The 17,254-nt window shown below is 38.4% G+C and carries 10 protein-coding genes; 2 read left to right on the top strand and 8 right to left on the bottom strand.

Annotation, left to right across the window (positions count from 1 at the left end; translation table 11 throughout):
- The 7 genes from AVJ19_RS18025 to AVJ19_RS17995 all read right to left on the bottom strand — a co-directional run.
- Positions 1–925: hypothetical protein (locus AVJ19_RS18025; protein WP_162626646.1), on the bottom strand; the 925-nt coding region annotated here is incomplete at its 3' end.
- A 57-nt stretch (positions 926–982) separates the two neighbouring features.
- Complete coding sequence (locus AVJ19_RS18020) at positions 983–3,622, bottom strand: bifunctional aconitate hydratase 2/2-methylisocitrate dehydratase (protein WP_111861002.1); 2,640 nt, start codon at positions 3,620–3,622, stop codon at positions 983–985.
- Between the two features lie 317 nt (positions 3,623–3,939).
- Positions 3,940–4,209, bottom strand: coding sequence for a hypothetical protein (locus AVJ19_RS18015; RefSeq protein ID WP_111861001.1), 270 nt, complete (start codon positions 4,207–4,209; stop codon positions 3,940–3,942).
- 168 nt (positions 4,210–4,377) lie between these two features.
- Positions 4,378–5,277, bottom strand: a complete 900-nt coding sequence (locus tag AVJ19_RS18010) for a tetratricopeptide repeat protein (RefSeq protein ID WP_111861000.1) — start codon at positions 5,275–5,277, stop codon at positions 4,378–4,380.
- A gap of 123 nt (positions 5,278–5,400) precedes the next feature.
- Positions 5,401–5,775: a hypothetical protein gene (locus AVJ19_RS18005; protein ID WP_111860999.1), complete on the bottom strand. Its 375-nt coding sequence runs from the start codon at positions 5,773–5,775 to the stop codon at positions 5,401–5,403.
- 189 nt (positions 5,776–5,964) lie between these two features.
- Entirely contained in the window at positions 5,965–10,503 is a 4,539-nt protein-coding gene (locus AVJ19_RS18000; RefSeq protein WP_111860998.1) for a translocation/assembly module TamB domain-containing protein, read from the bottom strand.
- Between the two features lie 33 nt (positions 10,504–10,536).
- Positions 10,537–13,254, bottom strand: coding sequence for an autotransporter assembly complex protein TamA (locus tag AVJ19_RS17995; protein ID WP_111860997.1), 2,718 nt, complete (start codon positions 13,252–13,254; stop codon positions 10,537–10,539).
- A 180-nt stretch (positions 13,255–13,434) separates the two neighbouring features.
- On the opposite strand from AVJ19_RS17995, the gene AVJ19_RS17990 reads away from it, so the two are divergent.
- Together AVJ19_RS17990 and coq7 are read left to right on the top strand one after the other, a co-directional pair.
- Complete coding sequence (locus AVJ19_RS17990) at positions 13,435–14,754, top strand: MFS transporter (protein WP_111860996.1); 1,320 nt, start codon at positions 13,435–13,437, stop codon at positions 14,752–14,754.
- Position 14,755: 1 nt separating this feature from the next.
- Positions 14,756–15,391: a 2-polyprenyl-3-methyl-6-methoxy-1,4-benzoquinone monooxygenase gene (gene coq7 / locus AVJ19_RS17985; RefSeq protein WP_111860995.1), complete on the top strand. Its 636-nt coding sequence runs from the start codon at positions 14,756–14,758 to the stop codon at positions 15,389–15,391.
- Positions 15,392–15,469: 78 nt separating this feature from the next.
- Here the strand turns inward: coq7 and AVJ19_RS17980 are convergent.
- Positions 15,470–17,254 (bottom strand): YadA-like family protein (locus AVJ19_RS17980; protein ID WP_171334245.1); only part of this gene is annotated, 1,785 nt, incomplete at its 5' end.

Below are 17,254 nucleotides of genomic sequence, written 5' to 3'. Positions count from 1 at the left end.
ATACACCACCTAATTTCTTAATCAATTGATCTTTGATAATTAATTTTATATCAAAAAAACCTGAATGCTTTGTTTCCAGAACTTCTAGTTTAAAATTATCTTTATATGGAAAAGAATCTTCATAATATAGCTTATTTCTAATAGTATCACCTTCTTCAGGTTTAAATTCCGGATCATCCGTAACATCAGCTATTGTAGCTAAATCAATCAATTCCATTGGCTTATCAAAATTTAAAATGAGTAATTTAAGTTTTACTTTAGTAGGCTCATAAAAATCATTTTTTACATGAATTACAAAAGCTTGTTGTTTTTCAGAAATTTTTATTAAATCATCATTACTATCTATATTTCTTAGAGAATAAATATCAGCAAGTATTGTTTCTTTTACGGACTGCTTTTTATTCAAAGCACTTTCTATTTTTATTCTGTAAGGTGACCCATTTTCTAAATAGCGAATAATGAAAAATTGTGTCGAAAAACTACAACTAGCACAATAAAAATATGACTTTCGATCTGAATCATATTGTACTTGTCTTACACCAATAAGTTCGTGCCTGATACCATTTAAATCTTTGAAGTAAATCCGATCTGGGTAAAACTGAAAAATCATTTTTTGTTGTTTAAATGGTAAGTCTACCAAATATCCACCAACCCCAAAACTGCCTCCCATTTTGCTTTCTTCAATATCTATATTTTTAAAAGCTTCTCGTGGAATTCCGTAAAGATAACTCATAATATCAATAAAATTGAAATTCATTTCTGTTATTTGAAAATCTTTCATGGGATATGCTGGAAATGGTTTTATATTTTTCGGAAATATATAAACCGAATTGAATTTACTTTGAGGTATTTCAGGCATTTGAGCATTTGTTGTACCTAAATTTATCATTATTATCAAACTTATCAATATTTTTTTTATAAGCATTATTTCTCCAAAAAATAAGGGCTGAATAATCAGCCCTTATTTTAACTACTTAATCAATTAAGACAATTGAGCAGCAGCAATTTTCTTCGTATCTACTTCTTTAGAAGCGTCAGTATAGTCGCTCATTTTGTCGAAGCTTAAGTATTGATAGATGTCAGCAGACATGCTGTCAATTTGAGCAGCATATTGTTGATATTCTTCTGGAGTTGGTAATTTACCAAGTACAGCAGCAACAGAAGCAAGCTCAGCAGATGCTAAGTAAACATTCGCACCTTGACCTAAACGGTTCGGGAAGTTACGAGTAGAAGTCGATACACAAGTTGTGTTCGGTGCTACACGTGCTTGGTTACCCATACATAATGAACAACCTGGCATTTCCGTACGTGCGCCAGCTTTACCATAAGTGTTATAGAAACCTTCGTCCATCAATTGACGCTCATCCATACGTGTTGGTGGAGCCAACCATAAACGAGTAGACAATGAACCACCTGGAACTGATTCTAACAATTTACCAGCAGCACGGAAGTGACCGATATTCGTCATACATGAACCAACAAATACTTCGTCAATTTTCACGCCTTGAACGTCAGATAATAATTTCGCATCATCTGGATCGTTTGGACAGCAAAGAACTGGTTCAGTGATTGTAGCAAGGTCGATTTCATACACTTTAGTGTATTCAGCATCAGCATCAGCTTTAAGAAGTGATGGATTTGCCAACCATTTTTCCATGTTCTCAACACGGCGAGCCATAGTACGTGCATCGCCATAACCTTCAGAAATCATCCATTTCAACATTGTAATGTTTGATTTAAGGTATTCAGCAACTTTCTCTTCAGAAAGTGTGATAGAACAACCAGCAGCAGAACGTTCAGCAGAAGCATCAGAAAGTTCGAATGCTTGCTCAACAGTTAAGTCAGTTTCCATTTCTGTTAAGTCGATCTCAAGGATACGACCAGAGAAGATGTTTTTCTTACCTTTCTTCTCTACAGTTAAGTCACCTTGTTGGATCGCAACATAAGGGATTGCATGTACAAGGTCACGTAAAGTGATACCAGGTTGCATTTTACCCTTGAACTTAACAAGTACAGATTCAGGCATATCAAGTGGCATAACACCAGTTGCTGCAGCGAATGCTACAAGACCAGAACCCGCTGGGAATGAAATACCGATTGGGAAACGAGTATGTGAGTCACCACCAGTACCAACTGTATCAGGAAGAAGCATACGGTTTAACCAAGAGTGGATAATACCGTCACCTGGACGTAGTGATACACCACCACGGTTCATGATGAAGTCTGGTAATGTGTGGTGAGTTGCTACGTCAACTGGTTTTGGATATGCAGCAGTGTGACAGAAAGATTGCATAACAAGATCAGCAGAGAAACCTAGGCAAGCTAAGTCTTTCAATTCGTCACGAGTCATTGGACCTGTTGTATCTTGCGAACCAACAGTTGTCATCTTAGGTTCACAGTAAGTACCTGGAAGTACACCTTGACCTTCAGGAAGACCACAAGCGCGACCAACCATTTTTTGAGCTTGAGTGAAGCCTTTGCCAGTTGCAGCAGGTTGAACTGGTGTACGGAACAATGTAGAAGGTGCTAGACCTAATTCTTCACGTGCTTTTGCAGTTAAACCACGACCAACGATCAAGTTAATACGACCACCCGCACGTACTTCGTCTAAAAGTACAGGTGTTTTAAGTTCAGCTTCAGCAATCACAGCACCATTTTTAGATGCAGTTACTTTTGCAGCAGCGTGATCGATATTAAGAACGATTTCGTCACCCATGTTCATGTTTTGAACATCGATTTCTACAGGTAATGCACCCGCATCTTCCATAGTATTGAAGAAAATCGGTGCAATTTTAGAACCTAAGCAGTAACCACCGTCTTTTTTGTTCGGGATGTGCGCAATGTCATCACCAAAGAACCAAAGCACTGAGTTAGTTGCAGATTTACGGCTTGAACCTGTACCAACAACGTCACCAACGTAAGCAACTTGATTGCCTTTCGCAATAAGATCTTTAATTTGGTTAAGTGGACCAACTTCACCTGGTTTTTCAGGGTTGATACCATCACGTTCGTTTTTCAACATTGCATTTGCGTGCAATGGAATATCTGGACGGCTCCAAGCGTCTTGTGCAGGTGACAAGTCGTCTGTGTTTGTTTCGCCAGTTACTTTGAAAACTGTAAGTTTAATTTCTTCAGGAACGTCTTTGCGGCTAGTGAACCATTCAGCATCAGCCCAAGATTGAAGAACCGCTTTTGCATTTGCATTGCCCGCTTTTGCTTTTTCAGCAACGTCATGGAACGCATCAAATACAAGAAGAGTTTTCTTCAATGCTTCAGCAGCTAATTCACCTAGTGCAGCATCATCAAGTAAAGCAACTAAAGGTGCAACGTTATAACCACCAAGCATAGTACCTAGTAAGTAAACCGCACGTTCTTTAGAAACTAAAGGAGAAGTTGCTTCGCCTTTTGCCACAGCAGCTAAGAAAGCAGCTTTTACATAAGCAGCTTGGTCAACACCTGCAGGAACACGATTTTCAAGCAAATCAACTAAGAATGCTTCTTCGCCTGCTGGTGGATTTTTTAATAATGCAACTAAGTCAGCAGTTTGAGCATCGTCAAGTGGCTTCGGTGGGACTCCGAGTGCGGCACGTTCTTCAACGTGTTGGCGGTAAGCTTCTAGCACGGTGTTATTCCTCTTTTTTAAAAAATTACTTACGAATGTTTTGCTTCCTTGAAAGCTTCATAAGCAATATGGACTGTCAAATTTTACTAAAAATCAAGCCAAAAGTTAATGCAAGCAGCGTGTTAATTCGTGATGACCATTATTTTGTAAATAAATAGTGGCTGAGTTTTGCTACTTTTATATCCAATACGCCACTTTTAACCACATTTTTATTCATTTTGAAAAATGAATGTGCTTGCATTACGTTTAACAGATTTTCAACTATAAAAAAGGCAACCTGAATTGTTGCCTTTATTTTGGAAAATTAAAATACCACCTTAGTGGACTGTAGTGCTGCGTAAATAATCTTGGAATGAATCTTTGCATCCTTCAAATTTGATGAAAATCTCATCATCGTACAGCATTGTATGTGCTGAACTGGCAAATGAAATATGTACTTGGTAGATCTTAGCACGTTCATCAATCGCCTGACGAATATGTACATGATCACCCAAGCTTAAAACGTAATGACTTCCACTAATTACAGCAACACCTTGATCATCTTCTACAAGCAAGTCAGCATTGTGTAGATATGCAACAACTTCCATTTGATGCTCCTTTTTTGTGCTTTCTATTTCTATATTTTATATATGCTTTTCACTTTTTATGCTAATCATTTTTTATGACAAAATGGTTCAAACATCATCTCAAATCTGCAAAAAGCCACAATGTCACACATTATGGCTTTTCCTTTATCATCTATAAGATTTTAAAACTTAGCTGATCGGACATTCTATCGCAGTATAAACTTTACCATCGACCATGCTTTGAACTTCACGACAACCATTCGCATCAGTTTGTGCACCTTGCAGCAGTTCAATGGCTTGCGGTACACCTGCTTCAGCTGCCTCTTGAATCAACTGATAGGCTTTGCCCTGATCTTGTTTGATACCTGTACCATTATAATATGCCAACGCAAGATTGACTTTTGCAAGTGGTTCACCAAGCTCTACCGCTTTTTGCAACAATTCGACTGCTTTTTTGTCATTTTGTTTAACACCATCACCACGACTATACAACGTTGCTAAATTCCCATAAGCCAAGGCATTATTCTGTTTAACCGCTTTTTCTAAATATTCAACTGCCTTTTTATTGTCTTGTTTTACCCCTGTACCTTTGTAATACATCCATCCAAGATTATTGAGTGCAAGACCGTGATTTTGTTTGGCAGCAGCCTCTGTCCACTTCACACCCCGTTCGATATTTTTCGGTAAAAGTTCACCTGTTAAATAATAGCTCCCCAAAGTCGCTTGGGTATGTGCATGCCCTGACTCAGCAACTTCAGTTAAAAGTTTTGTGGCTTCCGCAATATCTTGTTTTGAAGCATTGCTACTATGCAATAAAATCATACCTGTCATATATTTTGACTGTACGTCACCTAACGCTGCGCCTTTTCGTGAATATTGCAAAGCCTTTTGTTCATCTTTAGCAACTGTTTCACCTTTGCCATACATTGCAATGAGTTTGTGAATAGCATCAATATCACCCTGATCCGCTTTTTGAGTCAGTTGTTGGACATTTTCTGAGGATGCTTTTGATTCTGCATAAGTCGGAACAGTAAATCCAAGTAATAATGAAAAACCAAGTACATGAATATAATGCTTCATTTTAATCATTTGTATAACAACCTTATACTGTCAGTTTTTTAAAATTTATAATAAATTACATATATATATTTATAATACTATTTGAATTATGTGTATTATTTCAACCTTTAGATACATAAAAAAACCGTTCGATTAGAACGGTTTATAATCTGGCATTTTTTTTGGATCATGCGGTGTATTTAAACATTGCTCAAGTGCTTGTTGTTTAAATTTCTTTTGTACCGCATCGGCATCTGCTTTGAGTTCAGTTTCAGGAATCGCATAAATCTTTTCCAAATATTGTAAAACAAATCCTTTTGTCATCGGATCTGTTACTTTATTTGCATAATCAATCGCTTCTTTTTTGGTGATCCCATTTTGGCGATCTAAAGTGATTGATCGTGCTGCATTACCGATACTTGTACAATATCCTTTCCAAATTTCTTCAGGGGTGGCAGGTTTTTTTTCAGCACAACCCGATAAGACTACAACCGTACCGAGTACAGCACAGATGACTGACTTTTTCATATATCTCTCCTATCGGTGCTTATGATACTGAATTTGGTGAAAATTGGCAGTTTTAATTGCATTTTTCTATGAGCAGTAAAAATAAAATACATCTATATAAAAACTCAGCTCAGCATTTAAAATATCCATACACAAGAGTTGATAGAAGTTAAATCTATATGTTCCATTTAACTTCTATCTCATTTGATCTTAGAAACGCCAATGATAGAACAAGTCGATGGCTTTTTCTAAAGATTGGCTCGCTTCTAAATACAATCGTTTATTCATTTGATAACGTAAAGTGAGTTTATTCACTGGTGTAAATACACCCACACCATAACGAATATATAAGTCAGGCGTGATATAACCTGTCAAACTGACTTGAGTGTCATCACCTGTGCCTTGCGCATCGAGTGCCAATCCACTTAAACCAAAAGTTTGTCCGATCTGATTGGTAAAGGCACGTGTTCCACCCAAACCTAAACTAATTCCTGCGGCTGCAATGGTATTATTGACATCAGATTTAAAGCCCGCTTCATTGCTTAAACCGCTTGAACCTTCATTGATTCGTCCTGTAATCAGCGCATTCATCGCTTCTTGCTCAGATAAACCTGCATCATTATAGACTTGAATATTTGGGCTACTCGCTGTACCTGTCACACGCAAACCAACGATACTACCAGAAATGGTTTTATTGGTATCAACATCTAAAGTTGGATTTGCCAATGCGCCATTAAAACGTGCAATTGCACGATTTAAATCAAGCTTTTGCCCATAGGCTTCAATGGTCACTTTTTGACTTACACCAATCGCACCATTGGCACGCATCGCTGTTTCTAAACCACGTTGAGATAAATACACACGACCAATCAATGGAATACGACTATCAAAGCCTTGGAATATCACTTTATTCCCCAAACTCACATCAATATCTGCCCGAATATCCCAAGGTTTAGCTGCTTTTAAAATTGCTAATTGGTCATCACCATCATGTACGATTCGTACATCTGGCGAAACATTTACAACTGTTGCACTAGATTCTGGCATTGAAATCAAGGCATTCGGTACTTCAACTTTGCCTTTGACTGTAATCCGTTTACTGAGTGGATAAGCATCCATTGTCATATTGGTATCCACAACAGCAGTAATTAACGGTGCTTGACGAACCAATAATTTATCGCCTTTAAGTGAAAGTTGAATACGAGGATCATTTCTCCAGTCAATATTTCCTGTCAGCTTACCAACACCACGACCACTGTTAAATGCACCATCAATTGTGGCTTGATTTTGCTGAATATGTGAATACAACTGTACATTGGTTAGATTTACAGGCAATGAAATCATGCTGATTTCACCATTTTTCAAACGCAAGGCACCATCAAATAATGGCTGTGACAATGTACCGTTAATTTTTCCTGCAAGCGAAAGTGTACCGTCCAACTTCCGTACATCTGCAATAAATGGTTTTAGGATTTTTAATTGCACTTCATTAAAGGCAACCTCACCACGCATATTTTTTTGTGCAGAATATGGATCGACCACTACACTCGCATAACCAGTACCGACATTTGGTGCTTTTAGGTCAACTCGTGCCAATAAACCTTCTGCAATACTTTTCACAATCACACTGGCTTCGTCATAACTCATTGACGTTGCAGGATCATCTGGATTTTCCGCAGCAATACCAATTTGACCTTTACGAGTAATCAGTTTTGCATCAATTTTTGGACGTGAACCTTGTGCCCAAGCAGCTTTGGCATAGCCGTTTAATTCACCTGTAAGAGCTAAACCTTCTGGCATAAATGCAGCAAAGTCATTTAAGTTTAATTTTTGTGTAATAAAAGAAACATTTCCTTTTGTTGGGCTGACACGTACAGGCTGATCAAAGCACAATTTACTTTGCTGACTTGACCAACAATGCTGCCCAACATAAACCTCAGATTTTGCTGACGTGAAAATAACAGGTGCAGCTTGATCTTGTAGTAAATGCGCACGTACCGAATCGAATTCACCTTTTTGAATCTGACCGAGCCAATCATTTTGTGCATTCAGACCACCTGCCAATTGCACATAGAATTTTGAATAATAGTTCCAACCTTGCAGTTGTAATAAATGCGCTTTGCGTGTACCTGTTAAAGTAATCCCTGCATATTGAATCTGGCGTGTGCCGCTACGTAGATTATCCATACGTGCAACCATTTTTGCAGGTGCAGTATCTGAAGTAGGTAATTCACCAATCAAACTCATTTTTTCGATACTGAGGCTATTATTAAAACCAAATTTATCGACTTTTAGATTTGCTGTTGCACTTAAACGAGGTTGCGCTTGTAAATTTAAATAGCCATATGCTGTGCCACGTAAACCCGGATATAACTCATAAAGAGCAGGTGCATTAATTTTTAAACGTAAATTTTGTGCATTTCCTGTTGCTTGTACTTGGTTTTGTGCATAGGACAAGAATAAATTATTGGCTTCAAACTGTTGTGGCATAAAGCCTTTTTCGTTTGAATTGAGTACCACAGCCAAGTTCCCTTTACCACGCAAAGGTTTGTTATTAATAATCCCTGCCAAATTTAAATTTTGAATATTAATGCGCTTTAAACGATCCGACCATGTCCCTTGTGTTTTGACATTACCAGATACTTCACCACGCACTGAGGAAACAAAATATTGTGGTTTAAAGCGTATCAATGAAGCATTCACATCCCAGCCAATACCATTGCTAAGATTCACCAAACCACTGGCAAATATTTTGCCTGCAATACCATCATGTTGTAATTCTGCAATTTTGATCAGTTCAGGTGTACCTGAAACACGTACTTTCAGTAAGCCACTGCCTTGTTGAAACTGTGAAGCATTCAAAGTGCCATCATAATTTACCGCAAAACCTTTGAAACCACCGCCTGCTTTTTCATCTTTAAAAATTACTGCAGCGGTACTTGTACCTTTGAGTTGAATGGTTTCCGCTTTGACTTGATCTGCCATACGTCCAATTAAATCAATACCTGTTAAATGAATAATTTGCTGATTTGGCTTGGCATAACCATTGGCTTTAATTTGACCATTAAGTAAGTTTATAGGCGCAGCTGCCGCAACCGTTTGTGGATTAAAATCTTTCGCATTCAATAATGCATTCCACTTTAACTGACGTTTTTCGCTTGGTAGTTCAACCACTGCATTACCTGTCAAGCTCCCTTTACCTGCCAAATAACTAAAGCTAGGTACATGCAGATTATTTCCTTTAAGATCAAGTTGGGCATTATATTGTCCCGCAGGTAATGTACCTTTTTCATGTTGGCGTACCACCGTTGCCACATGAATATTTTGTTGTCCTTCAACCAGTGCCAATTTCACTTGACCATTTTCACTGCTGAGCCAACCAATATATGGTACAGCACGATCAATATTTTTCCACTGCACGTCCATCAACATTGGTTCAGGTGTTTTCTTCTTCTGTTCCGCCTGATCAAGTTTGACATTCCACGCTTCGTATTTATCAAAATCAACATTGGCTGTTAAATGCATGCCCTTATCTAATGCACCTTTTGAAGCAATATTGGCATCCAAACTTGGCGGTAAAAAATCTTGAATCGCTTGAGGAATCAATTTGTCTTTGGGATTGATGCGATCTAAACGCCCTTTCACATCCCAATTTACATGATCTTTCCAACTGACCAGACCTGCAACATTCACCGCACCACCCATGACTTGACCATTAAAATTATTGATATTTAACTGAGTCATCAGATCGGTATGCGCTAAAGCTGTATATTGACCTTGGGGAATATTTGCACCACTCAAATCAGTATTTAGATCTAAATCCAAACCTTGAATATCGCCTTTAAACTTGGCAATCCCGTCTTTAGCTAAGAATTTTTGCTCAGGTAAAATCGGCAAATGGTAGTTTTTGAGAATCACTGCACCATTCATCGGTACATGTGGACGCATTGGATGTAATACTGCCCAAGCGCTTAATAAATCAGGCGTATTGGTCGCAACACCAGCTTGAATGGTGTCCAAAGTTCCACGTGCATGCACATAAATATCTTTGACATTTAAACTACTGAGCGCAGGTATAGTTAAAACAGCTTTGGCTTTAAGTGGATATTTTCCTTTAAAATCCATCATGCCTTCAGCATTTTTAACTGCCAAATGCCCCATATCCATACTGGAATTTTTAAAGTTTAATTTTGTCCCAGACCACAAAGCCTCTTCTAAATGTACATCTTTAAAATCAACTTTCGCACTAGATGTTTGGAACTGTAAATGATCAACATCAGCTTTGTCTAAACGCAGCACAAAAGGTAATTTTATTTCACTAAATTTAAATGGTTCATTACTGGGTGGCGTTTTACTGATAATTCTCAGATTACGTACATCTGCATGGCTTAAATGAATTTCTTTGTCTAAAATCGCACGCCAACCCAAAGACACATCAGCACGATCAATTTTGACATCCACTGCTGCCAAAGTCACTAAAATATTTTTAAGAATAATCCCTTGTAATAAATTTCCACCTTCATATTCATAGTGAATAATTTTTTGACTTGCCGCAACACGATCAAGTAAAAACTTACTGCCTTTGTCTGTTGAAAACATCACAACCAACGCAGCAACCAATAAAACAATCACCAAGCCGATCGACAACAATATATTACGTAATATATTGCGTTTTTTCGGTGTCTGCTCAGCAGTTTGCTGAGGTGCTTGATCATTATTTTGCAGATCTTGCTGTTTATCGTCAGCCATAATTATCCTAAATACACATTTTTATTAAATGAATTAAAGTTGTGAACCGATAAAGAAGTGTAAGCGGATCGGATGATCAGGATCAGATACCCCTGATGCCACATCTAAACGAATCGGACCAATGGGAGATTTCCAACGAATCCCGATACCTACACCATATTCTGGATCATTAGAAAATTTTTCATCAAAGGCATTTCCAAAGTCACTAAAGATCGCTGCACGCCAACCTTCTTTAAATTGGTAATTATATTCTAAAGAACCAACTGCCAATGCTTGACCACCCACTTTATAGCCGTATTCTTCTGGGGATAAACTCTTGTAGTCAAAACCACGTAAACTCTGATCACCGCCTGCAAAGAAGCGTAAATTATAAGGTACTTGATCAAAGTCTTTGGCATAAATATAACCAGTTTCTAAACCTGCCACGAATTGATGATCATCATTCTCACCTAGCGAATACAAGCCCTTCCATGTCGCATTTAAGATTGCCATATCTGTATCAGACAATAAACTTTCACTGCCCAATTGCACTTTATAAGATTGTTTAAAGCCACGGGTTGGATTTAGACGATTATCACTGCTGGTTTTTGATGCCTCATACCCAACCAATAACGACTCTTGCTCTTGGTTTGCACCAGGAACTAAGAATGCATCAGGAATTTTATCTGCATCCACAATGCCTGATTGAGTCACACGATCTAAACGATAACGCAAACCAAAAACATGTTGCCATTCTTTACGAGAGCCTTTGATCACACGGTCTGCCCCTGCAACCGCAGATTCAATGACCAAGTTCATATCATTCCCGATACCATCACGTTCTTCACGCTCATAACCACCGACCAAACTAATATAGTCATTAAGTGGATGGTTATAAGGAATGTTATAGCGACCATCAAAGGATTGGCGGATTTGTGACAGCTCCATATTGGCATCAAATGAATGTCCATAATGGTTTACAATGGCACGGCGATATTGTCCACGTAAGCGCACACCAGTATCTGTACCATAACCGATACCTGCTTCTAAACTATTTAAGCGATCTGCATTAAGTGTAACAATCACAGGAATAATTTTTTCATCACGCGCTTTTTGCTGTAATAACTCAGTTTCTGACTGTTTTTCCTGTTGTTGTGCTTGGGCAATACGTGCATTTGGATTAATTTCTCCAGAATTTGCCCCTGCAAACTGTTTCTCATCCACGACATTTTGTGTCACTTCTTTAGATGAGAATTGCTGTTTATTTACAGTTGTTTGATCTGTAAATGCCGCTTCTGATACTTTTTCTTGATCCACCAAAGCTTGTAAATCAGGTGGTAATTCTAATGGATTTTCAATTGGATCAGGTTTAACAGCATCCACCAAAGTATAGTTAAAATAACGTGAGTTGGTTAAGTTATTCGCCAAAGCATTCACACGCCACGCCGTATAATCTGCACCTGCTTTCCAAGGTGCCATAGATTTTAAAACATCTAAATCAATCGGTAATGGCTTACTCGGATCACTCATTCTAAATTCAACTTCACCGATCTTGTAACGTTCACCTGTTTCATAACGTAAGTTTATATCGGCTTTATTTTGTGGTTGTAGCACTTTAACATCATGCAAGCGCCAATAGCTGTCAAAAAAGCCATTGTTATTCGCAGCATCAGCAATCCGTGCTTTGGTTGCCTCATACAAACCATGATGTAAAATGTCACCTTCTTCTTGATCAGGCAAAACCCGAATTACTTGGAATTGGGCTAGGTTTTGCCCTGCACCTGAGTATTCTATTTCTTGTTTTTCAATTGTGACGGGATCATTTGGTGTGACCAAGACTTTGACTTTATTGTCATTTAATTTTTGAAATTTAAATTGTGCATTATAATAGCCCACCGCTTGTGCTGCTTGACTGGTTAAAGTACGCAACTGTGGAACAGCAGAGTTAAAATCAGAAAAAGCTTCTGTGGTAAAACTTGAAAGTTTTGCCTTAATGTTATCTGCAAGGAGGGTGGGTGCGCCATCAACCTCAGCGCTAATACGAGAAACTTTGGCACTATCCAACTTCGGTGGACGAATACGATATAAAATTCGTTTAAAAAAGTTAACTTCTTTTACTTGTTCTTGCTGTTCAGTGGTGCTGTCAACCAAAGTTTTACCCAATTGATTTTCTTGCACAACGATTTTATTGTCCGCTTCAATTGATCGCATCAATTGATCAACATTAACAGGTGCTTGGGTAATTTCACTAATTTCTTGTTGTGTGGCATCATTAACTGTGATTTCAGGTGCTTGTGCCACACCATTACGAAAATTCTGTGCTTCAACTTTAGCTTCTTCAGCCACCTTAAAGATTTCATTGGCTAAATTAACATCAACTGTATTTTCAGGTAACGCTTCTAATTGCTCAAATTCAATCGGTTTAAACTCATTTAAACCTGCCGCCGCTTGCTCTTGTTGTTGCAACATATCTACGCTGTCTACAGCAATCGTTTTTTGATTTAATTCAGCAACTTTTTCATCAATTTGCTCAATTTTTGCCTGAGCTAAACCTTGTTGTTCAGCCGCTTTTTCAAGTTGTTCTGAGCTATTCCCTGCAACGGTAGTTTCGGCTGCTTTTGTTTCAGATGTGTTCGCAGAATGTGTGATTTGTGCAGCAAACACACTCAAAAAAATACTTGCACACAACAGTTTATTTCGATCATTTGTGCTAAAAATATGTTGCATACAATGTGCAAGCACTGATTTTTTAAATTCGATTTTTGCTAGCATAGCAAGCTCTAAACACCATAAAATATGAATGGAAAATAACAGTAATGAACATCCCCAAATTACAACTTAAATCACTTGGCTTTTCACATTATCTTGCAAGATAAAATATCATACATGATTTTGCGATATAGTTACTAAATCTCCACACTTCTTAATATAACTTAAATGAATGGTTTTCCGATGGAAAAAAATGAACATATATTAACAACACGACGTTTTTTGCCCATGTTCCTGACCCAGTTTTTCGGGGCATTAAATGACAATGTGTTTAAAGGCTCATTGCTCCTCGTGATTACCTATGGCTGGATTCATTTAAATGGTGCAGCGATCAGCACCTTAAACAATCTTGCTGCACTACTGTTTATCTTGCCCTATTTTATTTTTTCTGCCACTGCGGGACAAATTGCAGATAAATACGAACGCTCCTCTTTGGTTCGTGCCATTAAAGTATTAGAAATCATCATTATGTTGCTGGCAACTGTTGGTTTTATGCTAGGTAATTTATGGATATTGCTCTTTGCTTTATTTTTGATGGGCACACACAGCACCTTTTTTGGTCCCATTAAATATGCCATTTTACCTGAAATTTTAAAACCCAATGAACTCATGTCTGGTAATGCGTTGTTTCAGTCAGGTACATCCATTGCAATTTTATTGGGAACGATCATTGGCGGTGCCGTGATTTCTGTATCTGCGGGCAATCTCATCTGGATCAGTCTGACTGTTGTCGCAATCGCAGTGATTGGTTTGATTGCCAGCCTGTTCATTTTAAAACAACCAACCTTAAACAATCATTTAAAAATAGACTGGAATTTTTTTCGTACCAGCTATCAAACTGTGAAATATGCCAAAAGTTTACCCTTGGTCTTTTTAGTTTTGCTTGGAAATTCATGGTATTGGTTTTATGGCGCAACCTATTTAACCCAAATCCCTCAGGTAACTTTGCAAAACTTACATGCCAATGAAAATGTATCTAGCCTTTTATTGACATTCTTTTCTGTGGGAATCGGGGTCGGTTCTTTGTTATGCCGTAAATTTGGTGGCAGTGAAGTCAACATTAAAATGGTGCCGATTGGAGCAATTGGCTTAACGGTTTTTGCTTTTTATTTTGCAGCAAGTTTGGCATTTGTTCCAGTACATACAGGTGAATTACTGGGTATTGCTGAAGTCTTTCAAGCAGGTTGGGCGTATTATCATGTGATGTTTGCAGTGACTTTGCTGGGAATTTGCGGTGGTTTTTATATCGTACCTTTATATGCCATGATGCAAGCCTATGCGCCAAAATCACATCGTGCGCGTGTTGTCTCTGCCAATAATATTTTTAATGCAATTTTCATGGTTTCATCAGCAATATTCTCTATAATTATTTTAAGTGTGTTAAAACTTGATATTAAAATATTATTTAGCATTACGGCGATTTTAAGCGGCATATTTTGTATTTGGTTGTTAATGCGTTTAAAACCATTAATAGCAACAACTCAAATCACTTTGGAGGACTGACATGCGTCATTACACTGGCATCGACAAATTTATTCATTCTTTTGATCAAGCCTTAAGAAGTTTAGTGCCTGGCACAACTTCTGCACAGCGTAGCAATCCTTCTGAACATACTGAAACCAAACTTGCAGTTAGCGAAGCTCGTCATGTAGCAGGTCTGATGCGTGTTAATCATAGTGGTGAAGTCTGTGCACAAGCGTTATATCATGGGCAAGCACTCACAGCCAAACTTCCCAATGTCCGCCGTGAAATGCAGTTTGCTGCGATTGAGGAGCAAGATCATTTGGCATGGTGTGAAGACCGTTTAAGAGAGCTAGACAGCCACACCAGTTTGCTCAACCCTGTTTGGTATGGTTTGTCTTTTGGCATGGGGGCGATTGCAGGTATTGCAGGTGATAAATACAGCTTAGGTTTTGTGGCAGAAACTGAACGTCAAGTGAGTTTGCATTTACAACATCATATCAGCCAACTACCACCACAGGATGAGCGTTCACGTAAAATTTTAGTGCAAATGAATGAAGATGAATTACATCATCGTGATACTGCATTAGATGCAGGTGGTGTTGAACTGCCGATACCGATCAAAATCACCATGACTGCGATCTCTAAACTCATGACGAAGACCAGTTATTTTATTTAACAATCGTTAATTTTTAAATAAGCAATAAAAAAGAGCATCCTAAGATGCTCTTTTTTATTTAAAGCAATCGCAATATGCTTACCAACTAAAACCTACACCTACACCACCTGATTTTTCTTCTTCAGTCATTGCGCCACCTAAACTGATGCTCGTGTTGTCATTAACCATACGTTGATATCCCACAGCAATCGCTTTCTCATCACCTTGGAAACCAGCCCCCACACCTACACGGTTGCGTCCTTTTAGACCTGAAGTACTGTTTGCCATATTCATCATTGCTGCTGTCATCGCACCTTGACGATCAAAACGTTTATCCACCTCATGGAAACGGCGATCTGTTTCTAGGCGATGGTCTGAGAACGCACTTTCTAAATTGCTCAATTTAGTATCTGTATATTCTTTTGATGATTTTAAGGTATTTGCATCAGCTGCTTGCATTTGCCCTAAGTTCACAGCATCAGTTGCTTCTGTTGCATCTGCGACATGAATGATTTGTCGCTCAGCATCTTTCGCCCCAACAGATACGGTATTATCACGATCTGAAGTGGAGTTATTACCAAGGACTACAGCATTTTTTGCTTCGGTGTTAACATTCGTACCGAGTACAAAAGTATCATCCGACTTAATCGTATTATCATTACCTATCGCATAACTATTATTGCCTATGACTTTGTTTGGATCACCAAATGCACCTGAACGATCTCCCTCGACAATATTACCTTTACCCACAGCGGTTGATTGATTGCCAGTTACTATAGAATCTTGTCCTACAGAAGTTGCTTGTTCACCTGAAGCCACTGCACCATCACCAATTGCAACTGAACCTGAACCAGTCGCTTGTGCTGGTGTAGAATTCTGACCCGCATTTACTGCAACCAAAGGATTACTTTGATTCTTCAACCATTGTTGCTCAGTTCCTTTGTAGCCATTTTTGACTGCAACCTCATAAGCACTAAGACCTTGATCTCCCTTGTCGCCTTTTGCACCATCTTTACCATTTAATCCATCAAGACCATTTGCACCATCTTTTCCTGTTGCACCTGTTAAGCCTTGATCACCCTTGTCGCCTTTTGCACCGTCTTTACCATTTAATCCATCAAGACCATTTGCACCATCTTTTCCTGTTGCACCTGTTAAGCCTTGATCGCCCTTGTCGCCTTTCAGTGAGCTGAGCCATTCTGTTTCAGAACCACTAAAACCATTGCTTTTAGCAACTTCATAAGCACTCAAACCATTTGATCCTGCCGTACCTCCCGTTGTTTCGACTTTTGATAAGCGTGTATCTAAATTGGTTAATTTACTATCTACAGCAGTGAAAGCACTCCCTACATCTCGATAAGATTGATTCTGGATCATAAAGGTAGGTGACACAAAGTTTCCATTATTGAACGACGCTCCCGCACCTAGCGATGAAACTAAAGCATTTTCATTACGTTGTACTTGGTTTTGCGTCGTTGACACACTATTTCCTAGATTTACAATATCGGTTTGAGCTTGTGTAATATCACTTTCTGCTGTACCTACACGGCTATCAAGAGTATTCAAATTCCCTTGAGTTGTACCCAAATCTGTTTGTAATGTACTAATATCTGTTTCTGTTTGTGAAACACGAGTATCTAGACCTGAAATTGCGGTGCTGTTCGCTGCAATATCTGACTGTGCTTGTCCTACATCTTGTTGTAAAGTCGTAATATTATTTTCATTTATACCCACTTGACCTGTTAGGTTTGCCACATCAGATTGTGTACTACTTAAATTTGTCTGTAGATTAGAAACATCAGTCTGTGTACCTGTTAAATCAGTACGCAAACCTCCCACATCACCTTGTAAAATACTAATTTCATTACCAACTCGAGTGTCTAG

Source organism: Acinetobacter sp. CFCC 10889 (genome assembly GCF_003268395.1).
Classification (GTDB): Bacteria; Pseudomonadota; Gammaproteobacteria; order Pseudomonadales; family Moraxellaceae; genus Acinetobacter.
The sequence above is the reverse complement of the archived record's forward strand: the minus strand, read 5'-3'. Positions and strand labels throughout refer to the sequence as shown.